21 protein-coding genes are annotated in these 20,047 nt (G+C 67.0%); 17 read left to right on the top strand and 4 right to left on the bottom strand.

Annotated elements, in window-relative coordinates:
* The first annotated feature begins 138 nt into the window (after positions 1 to 138).
* A complete protein-coding gene (locus EV191_RS24505; RefSeq protein WP_132879777.1) occupies positions 139 to 663 on the top strand; it encodes an XdhC family protein in 525 nt (174 codons plus the stop codon).
* On the opposite strand, the gene EV191_RS24500 is transcribed toward EV191_RS24505, so the two are convergent.
* Positions 660 to 2,777, bottom strand: coding sequence for an elongation factor G-like protein EF-G2 (locus EV191_RS24500; RefSeq protein ID WP_132879774.1), 2,118 nt, complete (start codon positions 2,775 to 2,777; stop codon positions 660 to 662). The genes EV191_RS24505 and EV191_RS24500 overlap by 4 nt on opposite strands.
* 285 nt (positions 2,778 to 3,062) lie before the next feature.
* Between EV191_RS24500 and pdxS the strand changes: the two genes are divergently transcribed.
* The 4 genes from pdxS (at position 3,063) to EV191_RS24475 (ending at position 6,134) form a co-directional block, all read left to right on the top strand.
* On the top strand, positions 3,063 to 3,992 hold the full coding sequence (gene pdxS / locus EV191_RS24495) for a pyridoxal 5'-phosphate synthase lyase subunit PdxS (protein ID WP_424565500.1): 930 nt from the start codon (positions 3,063 to 3,065) through the stop codon (positions 3,990 to 3,992).
* Positions 3,993 to 4,345: 353 nt separating this feature from the next.
* Positions 4,346 to 4,678, top strand: a complete 333-nt coding sequence (locus EV191_RS24485; RefSeq protein ID WP_132879772.1) for a helix-turn-helix domain-containing protein — start codon at positions 4,346 to 4,348, stop codon at positions 4,676 to 4,678.
* A gap of 14 nt (positions 4,679 to 4,692) precedes the next feature.
* Entirely contained in the window at positions 4,693 to 5,523 is an 831-nt protein-coding gene (locus EV191_RS24480; protein WP_132879770.1) for an ImmA/IrrE family metallo-endopeptidase, read from the top strand.
* The gene (locus tag EV191_RS24475; protein WP_132879767.1) at positions 5,520 to 6,134 is read left to right on the top strand and encodes a PIN domain-containing protein; all 615 of its coding nucleotides are present in this window, start codon (positions 5,520 to 5,522) and stop codon (positions 6,132 to 6,134) included. Before EV191_RS24480 ends, EV191_RS24475 begins: the two co-directional genes overlap by 4 nt.
* 323 nt (positions 6,135 to 6,457) lie before the next feature.
* Here the strand turns inward: EV191_RS24475 and EV191_RS24470 are convergent, their stop codons facing one another.
* Positions 6,458 to 7,873: an MFS transporter gene (locus EV191_RS24470; RefSeq protein ID WP_243659199.1), complete on the bottom strand. Its 1,416-nt coding sequence runs from the start codon at positions 7,871 to 7,873 to the stop codon at positions 6,458 to 6,460.
* 266 nt (positions 7,874 to 8,139) lie between these two features.
* Between EV191_RS24470 and ggt the strand changes: the two genes are divergently transcribed.
* On the top strand, positions 8,140 to 9,951 hold the full coding sequence (gene ggt / locus EV191_RS24465) for a gamma-glutamyltransferase (RefSeq protein ID WP_132879765.1): 1,812 nt from the start codon (positions 8,140 to 8,142) through the stop codon (positions 9,949 to 9,951).
* A gap of 18 nt (positions 9,952 to 9,969) precedes the next feature.
* On the opposite strand, the gene EV191_RS24460 is transcribed toward ggt, so the two are convergent.
* A complete protein-coding gene (locus EV191_RS24460; protein WP_132879763.1) occupies positions 9,970 to 10,533 on the bottom strand; it encodes a helix-turn-helix domain-containing protein in 564 nt (187 codons plus the stop codon).
* Positions 10,534 to 10,601: 68 nt separating this feature from the next.
* Here EV191_RS24460 and EV191_RS24455 point away from each other — a divergent pair, with 68 nt between their 5' ends.
* From EV191_RS24455 to EV191_RS24430, 6 genes are read left to right on the top strand one after another with little or no spacing between them, the layout of a single operon-like run.
* Complete coding sequence (locus EV191_RS24455) at positions 10,602 to 11,294, top strand: AzlC family ABC transporter permease (protein WP_132879760.1); 693 nt, start codon at positions 10,602 to 10,604, stop codon at positions 11,292 to 11,294.
* 23 nt (positions 11,295 to 11,317) lie between these two features.
* Positions 11,318 to 11,623, top strand: coding sequence for an AzlD domain-containing protein (locus tag EV191_RS24450; protein WP_132879804.1), 306 nt, complete (start codon positions 11,318 to 11,320; stop codon positions 11,621 to 11,623).
* Between the two features lie 51 nt (positions 11,624 to 11,674).
* Positions 11,675 to 12,340 (top strand): pyridoxal 5'-phosphate synthase glutaminase subunit PdxT, encoded by a 666-nt coding sequence (gene pdxT / locus EV191_RS24445; RefSeq protein ID WP_132879759.1) that lies wholly within the window; start codon positions 11,675 to 11,677, stop codon positions 12,338 to 12,340.
* 13 nt (positions 12,341 to 12,353) lie between these two features.
* Positions 12,354 to 13,100 (top strand): YebC/PmpR family DNA-binding transcriptional regulator, encoded by a 747-nt coding sequence (locus EV191_RS24440; RefSeq protein ID WP_132879757.1) that lies wholly within the window; start codon positions 12,354 to 12,356, stop codon positions 13,098 to 13,100.
* A gap of 29 nt (positions 13,101 to 13,129) precedes the next feature.
* Entirely contained in the window at positions 13,130 to 13,822 is a 693-nt protein-coding gene (locus tag EV191_RS24435) for a hypothetical protein (RefSeq protein WP_243659198.1), read from the top strand.
* Between the two features lie 47 nt (positions 13,823 to 13,869).
* Entirely contained in the window at positions 13,870 to 14,382 is a 513-nt protein-coding gene (locus tag EV191_RS24430; RefSeq protein ID WP_243659197.1) for a DUF4262 domain-containing protein, read from the top strand.
* A 33-nt stretch (positions 14,383 to 14,415) separates the two neighbouring features.
* Here EV191_RS24430 and EV191_RS24425 read toward each other — a convergent pair whose 3' ends face one another.
* Positions 14,416 to 14,868, bottom strand: a complete 453-nt coding sequence (locus EV191_RS24425; protein WP_132879754.1) for a cupin domain-containing protein — start codon at positions 14,866 to 14,868, stop codon at positions 14,416 to 14,418.
* Positions 14,869 to 14,951: 83 nt separating this feature from the next.
* Here EV191_RS24425 and ruvC point away from each other — a divergent pair, with 83 nt between their 5' ends.
* The 5 genes from ruvC to secD all read left to right on the top strand — a co-directional run bounded on the left by ruvC (position 14,952) and on the right by secD (position 19,923).
* Positions 14,952 to 15,590 carry a crossover junction endodeoxyribonuclease RuvC gene (gene ruvC / locus EV191_RS24420; RefSeq protein WP_165913079.1) on the top strand — a complete coding sequence of 213 codons (639 nt, stop codon included), beginning with the start codon at positions 14,952 to 14,954 and terminating at the stop codon, positions 15,588 to 15,590.
* Positions 15,587 to 16,192: a Holliday junction branch migration protein RuvA gene (ruvA, locus tag EV191_RS24415; protein ID WP_132879753.1), complete on the top strand. Its 606-nt coding sequence runs from the start codon at positions 15,587 to 15,589 to the stop codon at positions 16,190 to 16,192. The genes ruvC and ruvA overlap by 4 nt, the downstream gene beginning before the upstream one ends.
* Before the next feature lie 12 nt (positions 16,193 to 16,204).
* Positions 16,205 to 17,296, top strand: a complete 1,092-nt coding sequence (ruvB, locus tag EV191_RS24410) for a Holliday junction branch migration DNA helicase RuvB (protein ID WP_424565499.1) — start codon at positions 16,205 to 16,207, stop codon at positions 17,294 to 17,296.
* A 191-nt stretch (positions 17,297 to 17,487) separates the two neighbouring features.
* On the top strand, positions 17,488 to 17,889 hold the full coding sequence (yajC, locus tag EV191_RS24405) for a preprotein translocase subunit YajC (RefSeq protein WP_132879751.1): 402 nt from the start codon (positions 17,488 to 17,490) through the stop codon (positions 17,887 to 17,889).
* Between the two features lie 225 nt (positions 17,890 to 18,114).
* The gene (gene secD, locus EV191_RS24400; RefSeq protein WP_132879750.1) at positions 18,115 to 19,923 is read left to right on the top strand and encodes a protein translocase subunit SecD; all 1,809 of its coding nucleotides are present in this window, start codon (positions 18,115 to 18,117) and stop codon (positions 19,921 to 19,923) included.
* Positions 19,924 to 20,047 lie beyond the last annotated feature (124 nt).

The following is a 20,047-nucleotide window of genomic DNA, read 5'->3' as shown; positions in this document are numbered from 1 at the left end:
ACCCCCCGGATCATGGATTCGACTGGGGGACTCAGTCATGCCAAGCCCGGCGACCGCAGCTCCTGGACCAAGAGCCACGAACAAGGTAACGGGGGCTGCGCGCTCACTTTTCTTCCGCCAGGTGGCAGACTTGGCGGTATGGCCAATCACGCCGAAGAAGCGGACGCGGTGGCAGCCGACGCGGCGTGCGCGGTGGCGCACGGTGCCGCCGCGCCAGCCGGAGTCGAGCGCACCCTGGTCGCGGTGTTCGCCTCGCCAGTGGCCGACTACCTGCTGCGCTACGGCGGGGATCTCGGCTATCACGCGGTACTCGTCGAACCGGACGCGGCGCGCGCGCCGGACGGCGCGCTGCCCGCGATCCCCACACTGGATGCCACCGTCGATCTGGTCGTCACTGACCATCATCGTGCGGAGCTGGGCGTGTTGTTGCGGGACGCGTTGCGTCATCCGGCGCGCTGGATCGGGGTGCTTGGCAATCCTCGGCACGAGGGTCCGCATGTCCGCGCGCTCGGTGAACTTGGCGTGCCACCCGAGGAGATCGCTCGGGTACATCGACCGGTGGGGCTGAACATCGGTTCGCGCACCCCACCGGAGATCGCCGTCGCCACCCTTGCTGGCTTGCTCGCCGATCGCAACGGCCGGCTTGGTGGGTTCGAGTTCTAGCGGCTGCTGACCCGCTCGGGCTGCGGGTCGTAGCGGGCGAACTGGCGAGTGAAGGCGGCCGTCCCCGAGGTCAGCGAGCGTAGATCGATGGCGTAGCGGTGTAGTTCCGTGGCCGGGACTTCCGCGTTGACCACAGTGATCCCCGGTTCATCGGCTTCGGTGCCAAGCACCCTGCCGCGCCTGCTGGACAGGTCGCCGAGCACGGCGCCGAGATGTTCGTCCGGTATCCGGATTCGCACTGAGTCCAGCGGCTCGAGGACCGTCATTCCCACGCTGCTCGCCGCTTCTTTCAGCGCGAGTGCGCCGGCCGTTTGGAACGCCGCGTCCGAGGAGTCCACGCTGTGCGCCTTACCGTCGACCAGCGTCACCCGGAGATCGACGATCGGGAAGCCATCCGCGATGCCCTTTTCCAGCTGCGCCCGGATTCCCTTCTCGACACTGGGTATGAACTGATGCGGGACCGCCCCGCCGACGACCTTTTCCTGGAACTCGAATCCGGTACCGCGCGGCAGCGGTTCGACCTCGATATCGCAGACCGCGTACTGGCCGTGTCCACCAGACTGCTTGACATGCCGGCCATGCCCGGTCGCCTTGCCGGCGAAGGTCTCGCGTAGCGCGACCTGTACGGGTTCGGTCGTCACCTCGGCGCCGCCAGCCTGCAACCGGGAGAGCACCACATCGGCATGTGCCTCGCCCATACACCAGACGACCAGCTGATGGGTCTCGGCGTTTCGTTCCAGCCGCAACGTCGGATCGCTTGCCACCAACCGAGAAAGGTTGCGTGCCAGGGTGTCCTCATCGGACCGCGTCTTGGCCACCACAGCCATCGGTAACAGTGGCTCCGGCATCGTCCAGGACGTCATCAGTACCGGGTCGCCAGGATCGGAGACGGTATCGCCAGTTTCGGCCGAACCAAGCTTGGTGAGCGCGCACAGATCGCCGGCCACGCAGTACGGCACTTCCCGCAGTGTGGAGCCAAGCGGGGAGTAGATATGCGCGACGCGCTCGTCCACGTCGTGGTCCTCGTGGCCGCGCTCGGCCAGCCCGTGTCCGGAGATGTGCACCGATCGCTCGGGCCGCAGCGTGCCGGAGAACACCCGGACCAGTGAGACCCTACCGACGTAGGAGTCCACGGCGGTGCGGACAACCTCGGCGACCAGTGGTCCGTCCGGGTCTGCGGTGATGGGTGCGTGTGCCTTACCGACCGGGTCGGTGACTTCCGGCAACGGATGTTCGAGGGGTGAGGGAAAGCCCCTGGTGAGCACTTCGAGTAGTTCGGAAAGACCGACACTGGTGGTGGCGCAGACCGGAATCACCGGGTGGAAGGTGCCGCGGGCGACCGCGGTTTCCAGATCCGAGATCAACGTGTCGACCCCGATCTCCTCGCCGGCGAGGTAGTGGTCCATTAAGGACTCGTCCTCGCTCTCCGCGATGATCCCCTCGATCAACTCGTTGCGCGCCTGATCGATGCGCGCGATATCAGCGGGGTCCGGATCGTTGACCGCAGGCGGGTACCCCGCGCCGTAGTCAAAGACGCGCCGGGTGATCAGGCCAACGAGCGCGTCCGGCCGCTCCCGCGCGGGCAGGTAGAGCGGCAGCACGCCTTCGCCGAAGGCGTCCCGGCAGGCGGTGATCTCGGCCTCGACGTCCGCGCGATGGTGGTCCGTCCTGGCGATGACGACTGCTCGCGGCATCCCGACCGCGTCGCACTCCTGCCAGAGTGCGACGGTGCCCGGATCCACGCCTTCGGCCGCGCACACCACGAACAGTGCGGCGTCGGCGGCACGCAGGCCGGCGCGGAGTTCGCCGACGAAATCGGCGTAGCCGGGAGTGTCGATCAGATTGATCTTCACGTCTCGGTGTTCCAGTGGCGCGACCGATAGGCCGACCGAACGCTGCTGCCGTACCGCGGCAGGATCGTGGTCGCAGATCGTGGTGCCCTCCGGTACCGAGCCAGCCCTGTTCACCGTGCCGGTTGCCGCCAGTAGCGCCTCGACGAGTGTGGTCTTCCCCGAATTCGAAGGCCCGACAAGGACGATGTTGCGTACCTCCTCGGGCCGATCCACCGTGACCGCACCCGCCGCGTGGCCGTTTTCGGCATTCTTCGTCCCCATCGGGACCCACCTCCCGCGTGGCCGACAGCGGACAACCCGACCGCACTGTCGGTAGTCGTCGGTACTTGACCTAGCTCTCTATCACTGTGCCTGATCTCACACCCGTGGTGCACTCTCGGCAAGTCCCGTAGATCGCAACCGTGTGAGTGGCCGGCCCGCGGCGCATAAGTGGTCTGATGAAATTGGCTACTACTGGCACATTCGGGAAGGCCAATTCGCCGTAGGATGGGCTCATTCGGCGCAACCGCCGAATTCCGCACCCATCGCCAAGTCGAAAGGTTCGCCGTGAGTTCCGCTGCGCAAAACCAGTCCACCGCCCCCGACGCCGCCGTGTCACAGACGGGGACGGGACGTGTCAAACGGGGTATGGCGGAAATGCTCAAGGGTGGCGTGATCATGGACGTGGTCACCCCGGAGCAGGCGAAGATCGCGGAGGATGCCGGCGCGGTTGCGGTGATGGCACTGGAGCGCGTTCCGGCGGATATCCGCGCGCAGGGCGGGGTTGCCCGGATGAGCGATCCCGACCTCATTGACGGCATCGTGCGGGCAGTGTCCATTCCGGTCATGGCGAAGGCGCGGATCGGCCATTTCGTCGAGGCTCAGCTACTGCAGACGCTGGGCGTCGACTATGTCGACGAATCCGAGGTGTTGACCCCCGCCGACTACGCCAACCACATCGACAAATGGGCGTTCACGGTGCCGTTCGTCTGCGGTGCGACCAACCTTGGTGAGGCGCTGCGCAGGATCACCGAGGGCGCGGCGATGATCCGGTCCAAGGGTGAGGCGGGCACTGGTGACGTGTCCAACGCGACGATGCATATGCGGCAGATCCGCGCGGAGATCAGCCGGCTCACCGCGCTGCCCGCCGATGAGCTCTATGTGGCGGCCAAGGAGTTGCAGGCTCCCTACGAGCTCGTTCGTGAGGTCGCGGAACTCGGCAAACTGCCGGTCGTGCTGTTCACCGCGGGTGGGATCGCGACTCCGGCGGACGCGGCGATGATGATGCAGCTGGGCGCCGAGGGTGTGTTCGTTGGTTCGGGCATCTTCAAATCGGGGGAGCCGGCACGGCGCGCCGAGGCGATCGTCAAGGCGACCACCTTCCATGACGACCCGGACATGCTGGCGAAAGTTTCGCGCGGGTTGGGCGAGGCGATGGTGGGTATCAACGTCGACGACGTACCGGAGCCGCACCGCCTCGCCGAGCGCGGCTGGTAGACGAGGCAATGTCGGCGAACGACGTGCCCTTCCGGACCAGGCCGCGGAGCGCTTCGACCACATCGCGCAGAAGTACAGGATGACACGGTCGGAGTTCTACCGCGTGCTGCCGAGCATTACGCAGATGAGCTGGCCGGGCTGACCTGACCGCGCAGAGCGAAGACGTGGCCGATGCTGCTTCGCGGCCAGGCGAGGAGACGGCCGAGCTCCGCCGTACCGCGAACGCTCGCTTGGTCGACGCGGGGACTGCCGGGCCGACGTGATCTTGGGGAATCGTCACCGGGTGTCGCCGACCCAATAACTTTGCGCTAGACTGAATCACATCGCGAAACTTGATTCAGGAGGTGATCTGGATGACGACACGAATGGGCACGGCCATCGAAAGCGCCCGCGAGGCGGCTCAGCTGTCCCAGCGAGCCCTTGAAGATCGCACGGGCATTTCGCAATCCACGCTCAGTCGCATCCTCTCCGGCAAGCGACCAGCGAAGATGACAGAGATCATCCAGATTGCCGACGCCACTGGCTGCACCGTGGCACAGCTGACTGGAACTGCTGTAGCCGACCGCGTGCAGTGTGCCGCACGAGCGACGAACGGCTCGGACATGGACAAGATGCGCCAACGACTGCTGCACTTCATCGAGCTGGATGCCTATCTGGACGACCAGGCGATCCCTGCGCCCCTGTGACGGGCGGGCCAACCATGACATCGGAACGGCAGGGCAAAGAGAAGGCAGCGGCATTTCGCGGCGAGCATCACCTGGGGGCGCAACCCCTGGGTGATCTCGTTGCGCTCATCGAGCAGACCACTGGCCTCGACGTTGCTGTTCTTGACGCGAGCCCAGACGAGCATGGTCTGACGATGCGTGACCCCACACGTGATGTTGCTTTTATCGGCGTCGCGCGCACCCGTAATCCCATGAGGCAGCGCAGCACGCTGGCCCACGAACTCGCCCACGTACTTTTCGGCGACTGGAACGGCGACAAGGATCTCGGTGCTCGTTCCCCCGAGGAAACCAGAGCTGATGCGTTCGCCCGACACTTGCTTGTGCCAGGTGATGGCCTCGAAGCGTTCCTTGGGCACCGCAAAGGCTTGACCGAGGCCGACCTCTCCGCTGTCGTGCAGTGGTTCCTGGTTTCGCCTGCCATCGCGGCGATCGCCCTTTGCGACTGCAGGTATATCGACACTGCGACCAAACAGGAGTGGAAAACGCTCTCCACGCTCCAACTCGCGACTCGCTTCGGTTGGATCGATCAATACCAGTCCCTGCAGAACGATGCCGACCGCGCCCGCCCTCCACAACGCCTACTGGCCCGTGCTATCTCCGGCTATGGCGAAGGTGTTGTGACCGCGCAGACCATCGCTACTCTCCGGGGTGTCAGTGCCGGAGCGGTAGTCGAGGAACTCGCCGAAGCCGGAATCACTCCGAAGGAACACCAGCCGCCGTGGCTGACGGCAGCGAACCTGCCCTCAGTCTCCGTGGACCTCAGCGATCTGCAGGATGACGAGACGCCCGAGGGCTCCGCCGAATGAGTCAGCGCCCCATCATGGATGCTGGGCCTGGCATCAACTTTCTCTCGGCCGATATGGAGCGCCTGCTGTTCGGCACGCTGGGACCCATGAGTGTCCCGGAAGTCGTGAAAACAGAGATCCTTCGTAAAGCGCGTCAGGACCAGCGATTTGCGAAAGCGGAAGCCGTCTGGCGGAAGCTATCAGCGCGCCTGATGGAAGTGCTTTCGGACGATGAGACTGATGAGCTTTCCCAAGCGGTTCAGCGCATCACCGGAGTCCCGTTCGACCAGCGCATCCGCACCGGAAAGGACCTCGGCGAGACGATGGTGATTGCCCACGCGGTGGTGGCGGCCGAGGCCGGGGAACATGTGAAGGTCCTGATCGACGACGGTGCGGGATGTCGTATCGCCACGACGGAAGCCCAACGATTGCGACGTCTTGAAAAGGCCGGAAAGGCTGTCGGCAGCATTGGCCTCATCCACACCGTCACCGTGCTGGAAAGGGCGGCAGGCGGCGAATACCTGCCCGACAAGGCCACCATGCGAAAGCGATATGGACAACTACGGGAGCTCGACGATGGACTCCCGCCATTGGACACCACCAACCTCCTGAAGCTGCCCTGCTGGCGTTAGTCAGCGTGCCGCCGCGTGGCCACCCCGCAGCGGCACGCTGGATAAGCCGATGGTTGACCGCGGTTGGCAGACGAGGCCGCGTCGCGGTAGTGAAGTCGCCGCTCGACCCTTGTGGGGCCGTCGCCGGCCGGCGTGCTCCTGGAAAACTGGGCCGAGCGTGCCGTGACCACACTCAGTGACCGCAAGATCCCTAAACATTGCAGTTCAACGAGCCCCGGCGACCGCATGGTTCGAGTGGACGATCGTGTCCATCGATGCGGCGTCGAACGCGCGTCCTTAGCCGCAATATCCGTTGAGAATGCGGTGGGCAACCACGCGGGCGTTCAGTCGGCCATCGGCTGCGATTCCGGTTTGCCGGAGGTGCGGCTCATGACCAGCGCGCCGACGACCAGCCCGGCACTGGCGAGCACCGCGGCGACCAGGAACGGGTCCACGGTGTGCACGGCGGGCGCGAACCCGATCCCCACGTACACGGCTACGCCGCTCGCCCCACCGAGTTGATCGGCCGCTCGCTGCACACCGGAGGCCATCCCGGCGTCCTCCTCGGTCGCGCCACTCACCGCGATGTACTGCAGCCCCACCAGACCACAGCCCATCCCGGCGGCGATCAGCACCATCGCGAGGAGCAGCCAACCCGCCCCGGCATCGAGCGCCGTCACGATAGCGATCACCGCCATCGCGCCCGTGGTAGCGCCAAGGCCAGTCAGCACGCAACCCCGGGCACCCCACTTACCCAGCAGCCGGGGCACCAGTACGGAGGCCACGATCAACGCGACGGCCAACGGCAGCATGGTGAGCCCGGTTTCCAGCGGGGCGAACCCGAGCCGGTTCTGCAAGTAGAAGGTGAACAGCAGGAACGATGTCGACAGCGCTCCACTGAGCAACATCGTGGTGAGGTTCGCTCGCACCCTGGCGCGGTTGGCGAAAAAGACCAGCGGCACCAATGGGTTCGGCGACCGCGCTTCGACCCGTACAAACCCCACGGCGGCCACCACCGCGCCGGCCAGCGCCGCCAGGCTCACCCACCAGCTCGTACCGGGCTCACCGGCCTCGACCACGGCGTAGGTGAACAGCAGCGGGCACGCGGTCAGCAGGAGAGCACCGGGCAGGTCCACTGTGAACCGTCCACCGGCGCTGGGGCGGTCGGCCTCGACGAGTAGGAGCGCGGCCACGATCACGGTCAGAATGAATGGCACCGAGATCAGGAAGATCCAGCGCCAGCCAAGGTGTGCGGTGATGATTCCGGACAGAGCGAAGCCAAGCACCAGCCCGCAGCTGGCGACCGCCGCCCACACGCTCAGGGCTCGCGACCGGCGCGGCCCCTCGGGAAACATCAGCACGATGGTGGCCATCGCGGCCGGCAGCGCAATGGCTTCGCCGGCTCCCTGCGCGAGGCGCGCGATCACCAGTACCCCGAACGACGGTGCCACACCCGCCAGCAGCGACGCCACGCCGAACAGCGTGGTGCCGGCCAGCAGCGTTCGGCGGCGGCCGAGCAGATCGCCGAGTCGCCCACCGAGCATCAGCAGCCCGCCGCCGGTGATGGTGTAACCGATCACCACCCAGGTCAGCGAGTTGCCCGCGACGCCAAGGTCGGTGCCGATCGAGGGCAGCGCGATATTGACCACCGTCACATCGATCGCGATAAAGAACTGCAGCAAGGACATCGTGCCCAGCACGAGCCACGCCCGCAGCGGAGACGGGCTCTGCCCGCGTGAAGAAGAAATGCCTGAAAGCATCGAGGTGCTCCGTCGCTCAGAAACGTTTCCGGAGCGGCACGAAACGCCGCTTCGGACTGGTCACGAAGCGGCTGGACGTCCCAGGAGTGTGTGCGTCGAACGCCCCGCCGCTAGCGGGACGTCCTGGTCACTGCCGCGCAAGCGGCCGCGCACGATGCTGACATGGCCGCGAGCTTAGCAGTGCCCTGGGCTTGTCCCGGACGCGGCGGCGCGCAAAGATAGCTGCCGATCTCATCAGTTCTCAGCAGCGCGAATCTGGAGGGTGCATGGCAGCGCGAACGCTCGCCGCGGCGGTGCTCACGATCGGGCTCGCGGCCGGTCTGGCGCCGGCGGCGGCACAGGCTGACTCGAACGGGCTGCCGGACCGGGCCAAGCGTCCGGTCGCCGAAGGCTTTGGTGGCGCGGTATCCAGCGTGGACGAGGACGCCACGAAGGCGGGGCTTGCGGTGCTCAAGCGCGGCGGCAACGCCGTGGACGCGGCGGTCGCCACCGCCGCCGCGCTTGGCGTCACCGAGCCGTATTCAGCGGGTATCGGCGGCGGTGGGTACTTCGTGTACTACGACGCGGCGAGTCGCTCGGTGCAGGCCATCGATGGGAGGGAGACCGCCCCGGCCGCGATGACCGAGGACTCCTTTGTGGACCCGGAAACCGGCGAGGTTATTTCCTTCGATGAGGCAGTGACCTCGGGGCTTTCGGTCGGCGTGCCAGGTACCCCGCTGACCTGGGAGCGGGCGTTGGCCAACTGGGGCCGGCTCGACCTGCGCAAGAACCTGGCGCCAGCAACGAAACTTGCCGAGCAGGGGTTTGTCGTGGACGAGGAGTTTCACGGCCAGACCGCGGCGAACCACGAGCGCTTCGCCGCCTTCGATTCCACCGCGGAGCTGTTCCTGCCCGACGGTCAGCCGCCAGCGGTCGGCAGCACGCTGCGGAACCCGGATCTCGCGGAGACCTACCGGTTGCTCGGCGAGCAGGGCACATCGGCGCTCTACGATGGCGATCTCGGCGCGGACGTGGCGCGTACCGTGCAGCAGCCACCGGTCGCGGCCGACACCGATCTGATCGTCCGGCCCGGTTTGATGGAGCCAGCGGATCTCGCCGCCTACACCGCGCCGGACCGGGAACCCACCGGCGTGCGGTATGGCGGCGTCGACGTGTACAGCATGCCACCCACCTCCTCGGGCGGGATCGCGGTCGGCGAGGCGCTGAACATTCTCGACGGGTTCGATCTGTCGACAATGGATCGCACCGCGCAGTGGCACCATTACCTCGAGGCGAGCAAGCTCGCCTACGCCGACCGCAATGCCTACGTCGCGGACCCGGAGTTCGTGGACGTGCCCACGGATACCTTGCTGTCCAAGGAGTTCGCCGCATCGCGCGCCTGCCTGATCGACCCGAACGTCGCGGCGCCGGCGCCCGTCGAGCCGGGCCAGCTGGACGGCGGTGACTGCACATCGTCCGGTGCCGGTGCGCCGCAGCCGTATGAAGGCACCAGCACCACCCACCTGGTGACCGCGGACGCCTGGGGGAACGTGGTCTCGTACACGCTGACCATCGAGCAGACCGGCGGCAGCGGGATCGTCGTGCCCGACCGTGGATTCCTGCTGAACAACGAGCTCACCGACTTCACCATTGATCCAGCCGAAGGCGGGCCGAACCTGCCCGAACCGGGTAAGCGGCCGCGAAGCAGCATGTCGCCCACGATCGTGCTGGAGAACGGGCGGCCGAAGCTCGCGCTCGGTTCCCCCGGCGGGGCGACGATCATCACGACCGTGCTGCAGACTTTGCTCAATCGTTTCGACCTCGGGATGAACCTGCCCGATGCGGTCGCGGCGCCGCGGATGTCGCAGCGAAACGACGAGGTGACCTACGCCGAACAAGGCATCCTGGATTCGCCGGAGCGCCAGCGGCTCGAGGAACTGGGCCATCGGTTCGAACCGGCACCCGCGGACTTCAGTCCCAACCCGGAACTTGGCGCGGTCGCCGCGCTGGAGATGTTGGGACACGGCAAGGTGCGGGCGGTCGCCGAGCCGGAACGCAGGGGCGGTGGTTCCGCCGAGGTGTTGATCCCGACGGGCTAACGGACCCGCTGGCCGTGCTCAGCGGTGTTCCATCATCACCACGGCGACCGTGTTCGGCTCGAGCGCCTGGTAGATATGCGGTTCGTCGCCGGGAAAGTTCAGGTAGTCGCCGGGGTTCAGCTCGATCGGCGCCGAACTCGGTCCGGTGCGCACCCGGCCGCTACTGAGCACGACGTGCTCGATCGAGCCGGCGACATGGGGTTCCGCCAGCCGCGGCTCGCCGGGTTCGATGGTGGCCAGGTAGAGATCCCGGCGGGTGTTCGGCTGCCCCGCGGACAGCAGCGTTCCGGTGAACTGCGCGTGTTCGGCCGGCAGTACTGGGCCTTCGCCCGCGCGAATGATCTGTACCTGCGGGGTTGGCAGCTCCACCAGCCGGCTGAGTGGGATACCGAGTGCCGCGCTGAGGCCCCACAGGGTCTCCACGCTGGGATTGCCCTGCCCGGACTCCAGTTGGGAGAGCGTGGATTTCGCGACCCCGGCGCGTTTCGCCAGCTCGCTGAGGGACAGGCCCGCGCGGCCGCGTTCGCGGTGCAGTGCCGCCGCGATGATCTCCAGCGGGGCTGAGCTTGACTGCTCGCGCATACCGTTCGCTCCATTGGTCGCTATGTTCGACTTGACGAACACTACCAGTGTGTTCAGTATATGAGTCGATGCGTTCGTTATGGAAAACACTCGACCGGGCACTGCTGCGGGACATCGCGCTGGTGAACCTCGCCATCGGTGTGGTCGGGCTGTCCTTCGGCGCGATCGCGACTTCGAGCGGGTTCCCGCTCTGGGTGCCCATGCTGATGTCCCTGGTGATCTTGTCGGGCGCCGCGCAATTCACCCTGGTCGGCGTGCTCGCCGCGGGCGGCGGCCCGGTAGCTGGCGTGCTTGCCGGTCTGGTGGTCGGAGCTCGGCACCTGCCTTTCGGGTTCGCGGTCGGCGGGCTGCTCGGCCCGCGCCGGTGGCAGCGCCTGGTGGGCAGCCATCTGATGATCGACGAGGTGGTGGCGTTCGCCCTGGCCCAATCCGATCCGCGCCGTGCCCGCGCCGCGTACTGGGCATGCGGGGTGGCACTGATCATCTGCTGGAACATCGGCACCCTCATCGGTGCGCTTGCTGCCAATATCGTGCCGGATACCGACGCTTTCGGGCTGGACGCCGCCTTCCCGGCGGTCTTGCTCGCACTGGTGCTCCCTTCGCTGCGGGAAGCAGGGCCGCTACGGGCCGCGCTGCTCGGCGGCGCCGTGGCGCTGGCGACCGCGCCGTTGCTACCGGAGGGCGTGCCGGTGTTGCTGGCGCTCGTCGGGCTACTCGTCGTCGGCAAACTGCGCACCGGTGAATCCGAGGTACGAACGTGATCGCCGGGCTGAGTCCGTTCGGGATGATCGTCGCCGTACTGGTGCTCGCCGCGGGTACATATGGCTTCCGCGTTGCCGGGCCGCTGCTGCGGGATCGCCTCACGCTGTCCGATACGGCCAAGCGATACATGACCGTGGCCGCGACCACGCTGGTTTTCGCGCTGGTGGTCACGGCCACCTTCCTCGAAGCAGGCGAGTTCGCGGGGTGGGCGCGTCCTGCCGGGGTGGCGGTCGGCGGGGTACTCGCCTGGCGCAAAGCGCCGTTCGTGGTCGTCGTGGTTGCCGCCGCCGCGACGGCGGCCGGTCTCCGGCTACTGGGCGTGCCCTGACCAGAGCCAACTAGGCTGGAACGTACTACCAGGTCCGCGAAGGGGCGAGAAGTGGAAACCACCGTCGGCGTACTCGCGCTACAAGGCGATGTTCGGGAACACCTCACCGCGCTGCGCAGCTGTGGCGTGCGAGCTGTCGCGGTACGCCGGCCGGCCGAACTCGCCGAGGTGCACGGGATGGTGCTGCCCGGCGGGGAGTCCACCACGATCAGCCGCCTACTGGACAGCTTCGGGCTGCTCGACCCGCTACGCGCACGGATTCGGGCCGGGATGCCCACCTACGGGTCCTGCGCTGGCCTGATCCTGCTCGCTGACCAGGTGCTGGACGGCCGCGCGGACCAGCACCAGCTGGGTGGACTGGACGTGGTCGTGCGGCGCAACGCGTTCGGCAGGCAGGTTGACTCCTTCGAAGGCGAGCTCGCGATGGCGGGTGTCCCCGGGGCGCCACTGCACGCGGTCTTCATCAGGGCGCCATGGGTCGAATCGACCGGAGCTGGGGTCGAGGTGCTCGCCAGGGTGCCCGACGTCCCGGCCGCCGGGCCCGCTGCCGGTAGGATCGTCGCCGTTCGGCAGGGCGCGGTGCTGGCTACCGCGTTCCACCCGGAGCTCACCGGCGATGCGCGAGTACACCGACTGTTCTGCGAGATGGTCGCGGGCGGGGTGATCGCGGGCGCGGCGAGCGGCGCGGGGATGCCGGTGCAAGCGCACGAGATGTAGACGGAGGATAGAGATGAGCGGCCACTCCAAGTGGGCTACGACCAAGCACAAGAAGGCCGCCCTCGACGCCAAGCGTGGCAAGCTGTTCGCGAAGCTGATCAAGAACATTGAGGTAGCCGCGCGCACGGGCGGGGGTGACGCCGACGCGAATCCAACTCTCTACGACGCGGTCCAGAAGGCCAGGAAGAACTCGGTGCCGCTGGACAACATCGAACGCGCGCGCAAGCGGGGTGCCGGTGAGGAAGCCGGCGGCGCCGACTGGCAGAACATCAACTACGAGGGCTACGGCCCCAACGGCGTGGCGGTCTTCGTCGAATGCCTCACCGACAACCGCAACCGTGCGGCTTCCGAGGTGCGTACCGCGATGACCCGCAACGGCGGCACGATGGCCGACGCCGGCTCGGTCGCGTACCTGTTCAACCGCAAGGGCGTGTTGATCCTGCCCAAGGGGGAGCTGTCCGAGGACGACGTGCTGATGCTGGTTCTCGACGCCGGGGCCGAGGAGGTCAACGACCTTGGCGAGAACTACGAGATCGTCTCCGAGCCGGCGGACCTGGTGAACGTCCGCAAGGCGCTGCAGGAAGCTGGTCACGACTACGAGTCCGCCGACGTGAACTTCGTTGCTTCGGTAAACGTATCGCTGGAAGCCGAGGACGCGCGTAAGCTGTTCAAGCTCATCGACGCGCTCGAGGACTGCGACGATGTGCAGAACGTATGGGCGAACTTCGACGTCAGTGATGAGGTGCTGGCCGAGGTCTGACCTTGGCCAAAACGTTGGGGGAGTAGCTGGTGGGTACTGGCTATCCGGGCTATCCCGGTCAGCAGGGTCAGGTGATGAGTCCGCCGATGGCGCCCACCGCGCCGCCGACGGTCTCCGTTCCGGTGTTGCTCGGGGTCAGCGCCTGGCGGCTGCTGATCGTCGTGTTCGCGCTGATCGGTTTCGGCACCGCGGTCAACAAGTTCGGTTTCGACGGCGCGATGCCAGGATTGAGCCAGCAGGCCAGCCTGTTCACCGCACTAGTCTACTTTGGACTCATGTGCTACCCGCTGTTCACCGTGGGGCGGCGGCATGAGCCGGTGACCCCGTGGTGGCGCGGCGCCACCCTGGTGGTGCTGGTGCTGGTCTGCGTCACCTTCATGACCATGCTCTCCGGGCGGCTGGATACGGTGGATTCGCTGTTCGAGCACCTGCTCACGCCGCTCGTGGTGTTGCTCGACTGGCTGTTCGTTGGCCGCAACCAGGCGAAAACCCGCTGGTGGCACCCGCTGACCTGGGTCGTGTTTCCCGCGCTGTACCTCGGTTACTTCGTGCTCGCCGAGGTGGACCTGTACGGCTCCTTCCTGGATCCGAGCGACAGCGGATTCGCGACTACCGTACTGCTGTTCGTGCTCGCGGTGATCGCCTTGGGGTATCTGCTGTACGGCATCGGCAAACTGCGCGCGGCGCTCAGTTCCGCGATACGCGGGGGTTTTGCGGGTTAGGCCGACTGCCTCTGGGCAGGCGACGGTGCGCCATGGAAAATGGCCAGGTGTCACTCGAGCAGCTCTCTGATGAAGACGCCCGGCTGAGGGAATGGCTACTGAACGAAGCCGAGGAACGCGGGAACGCGGTGGTGCAAGTCCCCCAGGACGAGCACGGCGCGGGGTACTGCTTCTCGGTCGGCGCCTGGCGTCGATTCGGTGTACCGGAAGCCGTCGTGGTCGGGTTGCCCGAGGGCATGGGCCCGGTGTTGATCAACGCCTACGTCGCGCGGGCCTCCGCGGGTGAGCGATTCCGGCCGGGTCGGCTGTACGACGACTTTTTCGACGGCGTGTCGGTGACCGTGGAGCGAGTGGCCAAAGGCCATTATCCGCAGTTCCTTGGTAGCGCCTTCTTGCTGTACCGAACCGGGGATTTCCCCGCCATCCAGCTGATCACGCCGACACCGGAAGGCGCGTGGCCATGGCAACCGGACGCCCCCGAGGGATTCGCCCAATGGCAGCCGGTGCTCACCGAAAGCGGCCGGCCGGAAGGCTGGCAGCCTGGCGTGAACGGCCCATAACCGGCGCGACGACCAGCAAGCCGGGTGCCGTCGTCAGTCAGCGTGACGGCACAACGGGCGGATCTCGGCGGCATGGCTCGGATAGCTCGCGGCAAGCTCGTCCGCGTCACCGAACTCGACGCACTCGTCGTAGTACGGCGGAACCACCACGGTGCCGAGGAAGCTCCACTCGCCGGTGGTGATCGCGGTCTGCCAGACCCCGGCCGGTACCACGACCTGCGGCCGCTGGCCGGCGGCGACATCCGGGCCGAGGACCGGCCGTTGCACGCTGCCATCCGGGTGAAGCAGCAGCATCCGCGCGGGAGAACCCGCGTGATAGGTGAAGATCTCGATCCGGTCCAACCGATGCAGCGCGGAGAAATCCGGCGCGACGAGCAGATAGTAGATCGCCGAAACCTGATCGTCGCGCCAACTCTGGGTGTACAACCCGCCCTCGATGGGCAGTTCGGCGAGATCCAGCGTGCGAATGATGTCCTCGGGAGTCACCTCCCTATCGTGGCGTGTCGCCTTCGGCGGCGTTCGCGCGGCCGCGTAGGGTTTCGAACGGGTGTTCGTGAGGAGTGATAGGTGTGCGCGTGCTCGGTGTCGACCCCGGGTTGACTCGGTGTGGTCTCGGGGTAGTCGACGGCGGCAGCGGTCGCACGGTGCGCTGTGTTGACGTCGACGTGGTGCGCACCCCGGTGGACGTCACGGTCGCCGAACGGCTGCTCGAACTGTCCAACGCGGTGGAGAAGTGGCTGGACCGGCACAAGCCGCAGGCCGTCGCCGTCGAGCGGGTGTTCAGCCAGCACAACGTGCGCACCGTGATGGGCACCGCGCAGGCGGGTGGCGTGGTGGCGCTCGTCGCGGCCCGCCGCGGACTCCCGGTGGCCTTTCACACGCCGAGTGAGGTCAAGGCCGCGGTAACCGGTTCCGGCCGCGCGGACAAGAAACAGGTCGGCACCATGGTCACCAGGCTGCTCGACCTGGAGGCGATGCCCAGCCCCGCCGACGCCGCCGACGCGCTGGCGCTGGCCATCTGCCACCTGTGGCGGGAACCCATGCGGGCACGGCTGGCCGAAGCCGAAGCGCGGGCCAAGGAGCTCGCTCGCGCGCACAAGGCGCGCCTGGCCGCCGCGACGAAGGCACGGCAGGCGGCGAACCCGGCCGGCAACGGCGGCCGGCCGGGCGTCACGGCAGCGACGAATCCGAAAGGGAAACGCGGATGATCTCCACGGTGCGCGGCACGGTCCTGGACATCGCGCTCGACCACGCGGTGATCGAGGTCGGCGGGCTGGGCATCGCCGTACTGGCGACCCCCGGCACGCTGGCCACCCTGCGCCGCGGCGAGCAGGCACAACTGCACACCGCGCTGGTGGTTCGGGACGACAACTTCACGTTGTACGGGTTTCCCGATCTGGCGGCCAAGGAGCTGTTCGGGTTGGTGCAAACGGTCTCCGGGATCGGCCCCCGGATCGCCCTGGCCATGCTCGCGGTGCTCGAACCGGACAGCCTGCGCCGCGCGCTCGCCGACGAGAACATCACCGCGCTCACCCAAGTGCCGGGGATCGGACGCAAGGGCGCCGAACGCCTGGTACTCGAACTACGTGACAAGGTGGACGCGACACCCGCCGGTTCGACCGCGGCCGCCGCTCCCGCGCCCCCGGCGGACCGGCTGCGCACAGAGGTCACCGAGGCGCTGATCGGGCTGGGTTTTGCCGCCAAGCAGGCGGAACAGGCTGTGGACAAGGTCACCGAAGCCGAGCACACCGAACAGGACACCTCGACCGTGCTACGCGCCGCGCTGGCTACCCTCGGACGTAAGCGATAGAGGGAAGAACACGTGCACGACGAGGGCGATTACCCGCTGAACGAGCAATCCTTCGGCGCGGCGGACGGGCTGGAAACGACGCTGTCGGCCGAGGTCGAGCCCGCGGACCGGGAAGTCGAATCGACCCTGCGGCCGAGCAAACTCGCCGAGTTCGTCGGGCAGCCTCGGGTTCGCGAACAGCTGGAGCTGGTGTTGGAAAGCGCGCGACTGCGCGGCACGCCACCGGATCACGTCCTGCTCTCCGGCCCACCGGGGCTCGGCAAGACCAGCCTCGCGATGATCATTGCCGCCGAACTGGACAGCGCCATCCGGATCACCTCCGGTCCCGCGCTGGAACGCGCCGGCGATCTCGCCGCGATGTTGTCCAACCTTGTCGAAGGCGATGTGCTGTTCATCGACGAGATCCACCGGATCGCCCGACCGGCGGAAGAGATGCTGTACCTCGCGATGGAGGACTTCCGGGTCGACGTGGTGGTCGGCAAGGGGCCGGGCGCGACCAGCATCCCGCTCGACATCGCCCCGTTCACGCTGGTGGGCGCGACGACCAGATCGGGCGCGCTCACCGGGCCGCTGCGGGACCGGTTCGGCTTCACCGGTCATATGGAGTTCTACGTGCCCGAGGAGCTGGAGCATGTACTGCGCCGCTCGGCCACCATCCTGGGCATCGAACTGCATCCAGATGGCGCAGCGGAGATCGCGTGGCGGTCCAGGGGCACCCCGCGGATCGCGAACCGGCTGCTGCGCCGGGTCCGGGACTATGCCCAGGTCCGCGCGAACGGTGCGGTGACGCTGGCGACCGCGCGCGCCGCGCTACAGGTGTACGACGTGGATGAGCTGGGGTTGGATCGGCTGGACCGCGCGGTGCTCGGCGCGCTGGTGCGCTCCTTCGGTGGTGGCCCGGTCGGTGTCTCCACGCTCGCCGTGGCGGTCGGTGAGGAGCCCACCACCGTCGAGGAGGTGTGCGAGCCGTACCTGGTGCGAGCGGGGATGTTGGCTCGTACGCCACGTGGCCGGGTGGCTACCGCGGCGGCATGGGCACACCTCGGGTTGGCACCTCCCTCGGGGGCGCCCGGCGCGGCGGCACCTACGCTGTTCGACGATTAGGCACTTCAAGGCATATGGTGTAGCTGGCCTGCGCGATACCGGGACATGAGTGGAATGACTCGGTGGCGGGTATACCGGCCGAGACCAGCCGTGACCCACCTGGCACACTCGGTCGAGCATATTCACGAACAACCGGACGTTTCCGTCCCCACCGTCGGGTAGGTGGGAAGGCGGACCGCCTGAGGAGAATCATGGAATCGTTCTTCCTGCCCCTCTTGCTACTGGTGCTGGCAATTCCGCTGTTCCTCGGCGCCCGTAAGCAGAAGAGGGCGGTGCAGCAGCAGCAGGAGCTGCAGACCTCGTTGAGTGTCGGTGACCGGGTGATGACCACGTCCGGCCTGTACGCCACCGTGGCCGACGTCTCCGACGACGTCACGATCGAACTCGAGATCGCTGACGGTGTGCAGACGACCTGGCTGCGGCAAGCCGTGCGGGAGAAGGTTAACCCCGTCGTCGACACGGACGAGACCGACAGCGACGACGAGCTCGTCGAGTCCGACGCGAGCAGCCTCGAGGTGGACGCCTCGGCCGACGACAAGCCCACCGAGGCTCAGGTCGCGCCCCCGCTCGAGCACGGCAAGACCAAGAACTGAGCTCAGCCGACGATTCGTTGCTAAGTCGGGGCGGTAACGCTCCGCTCACGTCGCGCGAGGTACGCTGCGCCCGCGCCCCTGGACCCCGGGGGCGCGGGCGTTGTGTTGTCTGGCACATTGGCTGACCGGACCGGTCCGGATGGGTCGGATCAGGCCGGATTCGGCTGATGGTCAGCCAGTACCGGCAAGCGTCAGTGACAGATTCCCGAGGAGAACGAGGACAAGGTGGCACCACCTGCTGCCGGGCATATCCGTCCTGCACGGTATCTCGGCTTCTTCGCGTTGATCATGGTTGTGCTGTACGCGCTGGTGTTTTTCACCGGCGACGGCAAGCCGGTGCCCAAACTCGGTATCGACCTGCAGGGCGGCACCCGGGTCACGCTCACCGCGAAGACGCTGGACGGCGGCGATCCATCCAGGGAATCGCTGGACCAGGCGCGCGAGATCATCGAGACGCGAGTCAACGGCCTTGGCGTGTCCGGTGCCGAAGTGGTGCTGGACGGCAGCAACATCCGGATCACCGTGCCCGGCGAGGAAGGCGATCAGGCGAAGCTGCTCGGGCAGACCGCGAAGCTCGGGCTGCGCTCGGTGGTGACCGCGCAGCCGGTCAACGGGCAAGGCTTGCCTGGCCAGCCGCCGCAGACCGGCCAGGAAGGTCAGGAAGGTCAACCATCGCCAGGAGACCAGGGCGAGCAGGGTGAGCAAGGCGGCGATGAGCAGCCCGGCGAGGAAGGTACGCCGCAGGGCGCACCGGCGCCGGGCGGCACCACCCCCCAGGCCGCGCCGTACGGTCAGCAACAGGACGGTCCCGACGATTCTCCAGGGGACCAGGGCCAGGACGACCAGAACGGCGGCGACCAGAACGGCCAGGGCGGTGACGAGGCCGAGGGAACCAATGCCAGCGAGCGTCAGGCGGAACAGATTCGCCAGGAACGTGAGCTGAGGCAAAGCGAGAATCCGCAGGTCCAGGCCCAGGCACTGGCTCAACTCGACTGCTCGCAGCGCGCCAATGATCCGCTGATGGGCAACGACGACCCGGAGAAGCCGCTGGTCGCCTGTTCCCAGGACGGCCAGACGAAATACGTACTCGGCCCGGTTTTCCTCGACGGCCAGGAAATCGACGACGCGAACGCGGGCACCCCTGGCGACGGGACGCCAGGATTCATCGTCACGCTCGGCTTCAAGTCGGCTGGTGCGGATACCTGGGCGCAGTTCACCGCGCAGAACGTCGGCAAGCAGGCCGCCTTCGTGCTGGACACCCAGGTCGTGTCGGCACCGCAGATCAACCAGGCGATCCCCGGTGGCACCACGCAGATCGAAGGCGACTTCACCCAGCAGGAAGCGCAGGATCTGGCGGATGTACTGAAGTACGGATCGCTACCACTCGCCTTTGATTCCTCCGATGTCGCCACGGTCTCCGCGACGCTGGGCTTGTCCTCGCTGCAGGCGGGGCTGATCGCCGGCGCGATCGGTCTGGCGCTGGTGTGCTTCTACTGCTTGTTCTACTACCGGATACTCGGCTTCCTGACGATCCTGTCCCTGGTGCTGTCGTTCAGCCTGGTCTACGGCGTGCTGGTGTTGCTTGGCAGATGGATCGGGTACTCGCTCGACCTTGCCGGGGTCGCGGGTCTGATCATCGCCATCGGTGTCACCGCGGACTCCTTCGTGGTGTTCTTCGAACGACTCAAGGACGAAGTACGCGAGGGTCGAACATTCCGCTCGGCGGTGCCGCGCGGCTGGCTGCGCGCCAGACGGACGATTCTCGCCTCCGACGTGGTGTTGTTCATTGGTGCCGCGGTGCTGTACATCCTCGCCGTCGGCGAGGTCCGCGGGTTCGCCTTCACGCTTGGCCTGTCCACCGTGCTTGACCTGATCGTCACGTTCCTGGTCACCCATCCACTGGTATCGCTCACGGCGCGATCGAAGAAGCTGTCCGGGCCGAGGTACTCCGGCCTCGGCGGGGTGCAACGGGTCGCCGCGGCCAAGATCGCGGCGAAACAAGCATCGTCCGGCAGCGCCGTGAAGGAGGCATGACGTGTCTGATCAGGACGGCTCCACGCCCAACGGCAAGCCGGTCACGGACGACGAGAACATCGAGGACGCCGAGGACACGGCCAAGTCGGCCGAGGGCAAGAGCGCGAAGGGCAGCGGCGCGGAC

The sequence above is a fragment of the Tamaricihabitans halophyticus genome (assembly GCF_004340875.1).
Classification (GTDB): domain Bacteria; phylum Actinomycetota; class Actinomycetes; order Mycobacteriales; family Pseudonocardiaceae; genus Tamaricihabitans; species Tamaricihabitans halophyticus.
The sequence above is the reverse complement of the archived record's forward strand: the minus strand, read 5'-3'. Positions and strand labels throughout refer to the sequence as shown.

What these genes read in the sequence shown, in the direction of transcription:
- EV191_RS24505 (WP_132879777.1), top strand. Translation starts at nt 139, where the DNA reads ATGGCCAATCACGCCGAAGAAGCGGACGCGGTGGCAGCCGACGCGGCG.
- EV191_RS24500 (WP_132879774.1), bottom strand. Translation starts at nt 2,777, where the DNA reads ATGGGGACGAAGAATGCCGAAAACGGCCACGCGGCGGGTGCGGTCACG.
- EV191_RS24485 (WP_132879772.1), top strand. Translation starts at nt 4,346, where the DNA reads ATGACGACACGAATGGGCACGGCCATCGAAAGCGCCCGCGAGGCGGCT.
- EV191_RS24480 (WP_132879770.1), top strand. Translation starts at nt 4,693, where the DNA reads ATGACATCGGAACGGCAGGGCAAAGAGAAGGCAGCGGCATTTCGCGGC.
- EV191_RS24475 (WP_132879767.1), top strand. Translation starts at nt 5,520, where the DNA reads ATGAGTCAGCGCCCCATCATGGATGCTGGGCCTGGCATCAACTTTCTC.
- EV191_RS24470 (WP_243659199.1), bottom strand. Translation starts at nt 7,873, where the DNA reads ATGCTTTCAGGCATTTCTTCTTCACGCGGGCAGAGCCCGTCTCCGCTG.
- ggt (WP_132879765.1), top strand. Translation starts at nt 8,140, where the DNA reads ATGGCAGCGCGAACGCTCGCCGCGGCGGTGCTCACGATCGGGCTCGCG.
- EV191_RS24460 (WP_132879763.1), bottom strand. Translation starts at nt 10,533, where the DNA reads ATGCGCGAGCAGTCAAGCTCAGCCCCGCTGGAGATCATCGCGGCGGCA.
- EV191_RS24455 (WP_132879760.1), top strand. Translation starts at nt 10,602, where the DNA reads ATGCGTTCGTTATGGAAAACACTCGACCGGGCACTGCTGCGGGACATC.
- EV191_RS24450 (WP_132879804.1), top strand. Translation starts at nt 11,318, where the DNA reads ATGATCGTCGCCGTACTGGTGCTCGCCGCGGGTACATATGGCTTCCGC.
- EV191_RS24440 (WP_132879757.1), top strand. Translation starts at nt 12,354, where the DNA reads ATGAGCGGCCACTCCAAGTGGGCTACGACCAAGCACAAGAAGGCCGCC.
- ruvA (WP_132879753.1), top strand. Translation starts at nt 15,587, where the DNA reads ATGATCTCCACGGTGCGCGGCACGGTCCTGGACATCGCGCTCGACCAC.
- yajC (WP_132879751.1), top strand. Translation starts at nt 17,488, where the DNA reads ATGGAATCGTTCTTCCTGCCCCTCTTGCTACTGGTGCTGGCAATTCCG.